This is a genomic window from Mesorhizobium sp. M7A.F.Ca.ET.027.02.1.1, from assembly GCF_004022985.1.
Classification (GTDB): Bacteria; Pseudomonadota; Alphaproteobacteria; order Rhizobiales; family Rhizobiaceae; genus Mesorhizobium.
Genome location: NZ_RZOL01000494.1, coordinates 1 through 4,046 on the forward strand (window position 1 = coordinate 1; position 4,046 = coordinate 4,046).

Sequence of the window (4,046 nt, forward strand, 5' to 3'; positions counted from 1 at the left end):
GCCGTCGAGCCTGGCGACCTCAATGATCTCCCTCGGCAGCATCTGCAGCGCAGCCAGGATGAGCAGCGTCATGAATGGTGTCGACTTCCAGATATCGACGATGAGGACGGCCGCCATCGCCGTGTCGGCGTCGGCCGTCCAGGCGATCTTGGTGCTGATCAGGCCGAGGTTGAGCAGCACGACATTGATGATGCCGAACTGGTCGTTGAGCATCCATTGCCACATCTTCGCCGAGACGATCGTCGGGATCGCCCAGGGGATCAGGATCGCTGCCCTGACGACGCCGCGGCCTCTGAATTCGGCATTGAGAACCAGGGCAACGATCGTGCCGAGGATGATTTCGCAGGTCACCGAAATCACCGTGAAACGAACCGTGTTCCAGACGGCACGCCACCAGACCGGATCGACGAGCAGCCCGTCATAGAGGGTCCGGCCGCTCGGCATGTGCAGCACCGAGAAATAATTGCCGAAGCCGACCCATTGGCGCGCGTCGAGGTCGGCTAGCGAGGCGTCGGTGAAGCTGAAATAAACCGTGCGGGCAAGCGGCCAGCCGGCCGCCGCGGCGAGCACCAGAAGCATTGGCGCCAGGAAAAGCCACGCCGAGCGAACGCGCTGTGCCGTCAACGGCGCTGGCCGACGACGAACAGCCTGTGTCTCCGACGCCGCACGGGCGTCGGTCCCTGTCGGCACTGTGGTCACCAGCCGTTGCCCTTCAGCTTGGTCAGCATCGCTTCGAGGTCGCCCAGATTGTCGGCGGCGGTGCCGTCGCCCGACAGCGTGTTGTGAACGGCGTTCCAGAACTGGCTCGAGGCCTCGTTGTATTTGATCCTGGCCGCGGCCGACGGGCGCGGCACCGCATTGAGAAATATCTGCTTCCAGCGCGGAATAATCGGGTGCTCCCTGGCAATGTCGGCATCGTCATATAGCGCCCGGATGGTCGGCAGGTTGGACGTCTTCAGCGCGCGGTATTTCTGCATCGCGGGCGAGGCGATGAACTTGACCAGCTCGATCGCGGCATCCGGATGCTTCGAATATTTGGAGACGGCGAGGTTCCAGCCGCCCAGGGTCGCGACCGGGCGCGCGCCCTCGCCCGTGCCGGCCGGCAGCGGTGCCACGTCGAACTTGCCCTTGATCGGCGAGCCCTCGCCGTTGCCGAGCGCATAGGCATAGGGCCAGTTGCGCATGAACACCGCATTGCCTGTCTGCCAGACGCCGCGCGATTCCTCTTCCTGGTAGGCAAGCACGCCGGGTGGCGCGATGGTCCCGACCCAGCCCTTGGCCATGTCGAGCGCCGCCGCCGCTTGGCTGTTGTTGATGGAGATGGAGCCGTCCGGCTCGATGATCTGGCCGCCGCCATTCGACATCACCCATTCGAGCGCGTTGCAGGTCAGCCCTTCATAGGCGTTCCCCTGGAAGACGAAGCCCCAGATATCCCGATTGCCGGCCGCACGCTCCTTGTCCATGACCAGCCTGGCGGTGTCCGCCAGTTCCTTCCAGGTGGCCGGCACCTTGGCGCCATATTTGTCGAGGAGGTCCTTGCGGTAGTAGAGCGCTGGCGCATCGGTGAAGATCGGCAAGGCGACGAGCTTGCCGTTGACGGTCTGTGACTGGATGATCGATGGGAAATGCTCGGCCACGACGTCCTTGGTCGCTGCCGTCAGATCCACCAGCTGGCTGGCGAGCTGCGGTGCCCAGATCACGTCCGTCTGGTAGACGTCGATGTCACTGTTTCCGGCGGCGAGCCAAAGCCGGTACTGACCGAACTGGTCGGTTCCGGACGTCGGCATGACGACGATGCTGACCTTGTTGCCGCTGTCTTTCTCGTAACGGTCGAGGATCTCGCGCAGCACCTTGATGCCGTCGCCGGTATCGCCCGACACCATCGACAGCTCGACGGCCCGCGCCGGCGTGCCAACCAGCATGGCGGCGAGGCCAAGCGCCAGGAATGCGTGAGAAAACTTCATGGTGGTGGATGTCCCTCCGCGGCCGGCCGCGGAAAATTCCTCCCACCCGCCGGCAGCTTGTCAGGCCCTCACCTCCCATTGAATGCGAAGCGGCGCTTTGGGTTCCCAAATCGCGCCGTTCCTGCGTGAGGCGACACCCATCAGGGTGTGTTGAGATTCAGGTCAGGCCGAGTCGAAAATGGTGGTTTCCGAGAACCGGAGCGGAGCGTATTTTTGGGTACGTGAGCACCGGAAGCGCAGGAAGCCATCATTTGCAGGCCGGCATCACCTGAATATCAGCACACCCTAGCCTTCCCAGGCGACAGGCATCATGCCCAGCCGCTCATAGAGCCGGACGGCGGCGGGATTCTCGACCGTGTTGGTCTTGAGGTCGACATGATCGGCGCCGCGTTCGCGAAAAACGGCGAAGGCGTGCCACATCAGCGCTTCGGCAACGCCCTTGCCGCGAGCCTCCGGATGAACGGCTAGATCCTTGACGAAGGCGCGGGTCCAGCACAGTGCCGCTGCCGCCAGCCGGCCCTTGGCGTCGATGACGAGAAAGCACAGTGCCGGGTCGAATTCGGGATCGTCGGCGATGCGCGGCCACCACTCGTCGAACGGACCGTCGGCGCCGTCGTCGAACACTTCGGTCAACAGCGCATGCAGGGGCAGCGCATCACCGGGCTCGAAGCTGCGCATGACAAAGCCGTCGGGCCAGTGCGGCGGAACCAGCGTCTCGTCGAGGATTTTGCGCAGCCGGATGTCGTTGAGAGCCGGCGGGCGCGGTTCAGGCATCGCGCTCAGGCGTCGGGCTGCAGGCGACGGCGCTGGCGGTCGCGGCCAAGGCCGGTCGCCTCGAGCAGGCCCTTGCGCTTGGCGTCGTAATAATAGCCGGTCTGGTAGAGCCAGTCGGCCTTCTTGGCGTTGCCGCCGGCCACCAGCCAGGCGCCGCGCAGATATTTCACCGCGTATTTCAGATTGGTTTCGGCATCGAACAGGCCCTTGGCCGGCCCGTCATAGCCCATGCCGCGCGCCGTCGCGTGTTTGATCTGCATCAGCCCCCAATGGCCGTTGTTGTAGGCTTTCGGGTTGAAGGTGCTCTCGCGGTTGACGACATGGCGCACCAGATCCACCGGCACTTGATAGATCGCCGCATATTTCTCGATCAGCCGCTCGACATCGCCACGCACGCCCGTCGCGTGTTCTTCTTGCACGGGCCCTGCCGGGAACTGGACCAGGGCCGCCGGGTTCTGCGGCACGACATAGGCGACTTGCTGGACGCCGGGCATGCGATCGCCCTTGGCGGTTGCCGGCACGACCAGCCCCGCGGTCGTATAGGTCTCGGCCGCCTTGACCGGCTCGTTCGCATTTGCTGGCGGCGGCGCCTGCCAGGCATTGGCGGCCATCACCGCGGGCAAGGCTGGTGCCGCCGGTATCGATCCGGCAAAAGCGGCGGTCGCGGCAGCCGGCTGTGCGGCGGGATCGAGCGGCAGCTCGGCCGTCTGAACGGGGGCGATCCCTGATGATTCCGGCAGCACCGAAACTGTCTCCGGCAGCGGCACGGTGAAACCGGCGTCAGTGCCGGCGGCGGTCGCTGTTTCGGTGAGAGCAGGCGCGGGCTTCATCTGCGAGGTCGACGTGCAGCCGCTGATGCCGACGGCGGCCAGGATCACGCCGATCGCGATAAGGTTGAGTTTTGCTGGCAAGCCGCGCTCGGGTCCGGTTTGTCGGGTTGTTAAGAAATTCCTTACACCAGCGATTCAGGCCGGGCAATCGGGGCGATCAGGTGGTTTTCGGGTGGCGAGACGCAGGCGGTGATGCCATATTGTTCCGGATATGTACCGGAACGAATCCCGGATTTCGCCACTTTGCGGGAAGGAACGCATCATGGTCACGACAGTTTCGATCACGGCCGGCCACGCAGTGTTAGAAACAGTGATCGGTTTCATGGGCATTGCCTGGAGCGAAAAGGGCCTGATCCGGCTCTGCCTGCCCGAACGCAGCCGCGAAACGGTGGAGCGGCGCCTGCTGCGCCATGGCGGCGTTTCCAGTGCCACGGCGCAGCCGCCATGGGTGGTCGAGCTGATCGCGGCGATCAAGGCC

At 64.5% G+C, this 4,046-nt stretch carries 4 protein-coding genes and 1 pseudogene; 1 reads left to right on the forward strand and 4 read right to left on the reverse strand.

Annotated features, from left to right (window positions below; all coding sequences use genetic code 11):
- The 4 genes from EN749_RS32040 to EN749_RS32055 all read right to left on the reverse strand — a co-directional run.
- Window positions 1–579, reverse strand: a 579-nt coding sequence (locus EN749_RS32040; protein ID WP_245491541.1) for a sugar ABC transporter permease, incomplete at its 3' end; no start/stop codon positions are given.
- A gap of 116 nt (window positions 580–695) precedes the next feature.
- Complete coding sequence (locus EN749_RS32045) at window positions 696–1,964, reverse strand: ABC transporter substrate-binding protein (protein ID WP_128364664.1); 1,269 nt, start codon at window positions 1,962–1,964, stop codon at window positions 696–698.
- 285 nt (window positions 1,965–2,249) lie between these two features.
- Window positions 2,250–2,738 (reverse strand): GNAT family N-acetyltransferase, encoded by a 489-nt coding sequence (locus EN749_RS32050; RefSeq protein WP_127326851.1) that lies wholly within the window; start codon window positions 2,736–2,738, stop codon window positions 2,250–2,252.
- A 5-nt stretch (window positions 2,739–2,743) separates the two neighbouring features.
- Complete coding sequence (locus EN749_RS32055) at window positions 2,744–3,649, reverse strand: lytic transglycosylase domain-containing protein (RefSeq protein ID WP_127809583.1); 906 nt, start codon at window positions 3,647–3,649, stop codon at window positions 2,744–2,746.
- A gap of 181 nt (window positions 3,650–3,830) precedes the next feature.
- Between EN749_RS32055 and EN749_RS32060 the strand changes: the two are divergent.
- Window positions 3,831–4,046 (forward strand): annotated as a pseudogene (locus EN749_RS32060) (cysteine methyltransferase); the annotation flags it as partial.

What these genes read in the sequence shown, in the direction of transcription:
- EN749_RS32045 (WP_128364664.1), bottom strand. Translation starts at nt 1,964, where the DNA reads ATGAAGTTTTCTCACGCATTCCTGGCGCTTGGCCTCGCCGCCATGCTG.
- EN749_RS32050 (WP_127326851.1), bottom strand. Translation starts at nt 2,738, where the DNA reads ATGCCTGAACCGCGCCCGCCGGCTCTCAACGACATCCGGCTGCGCAAA.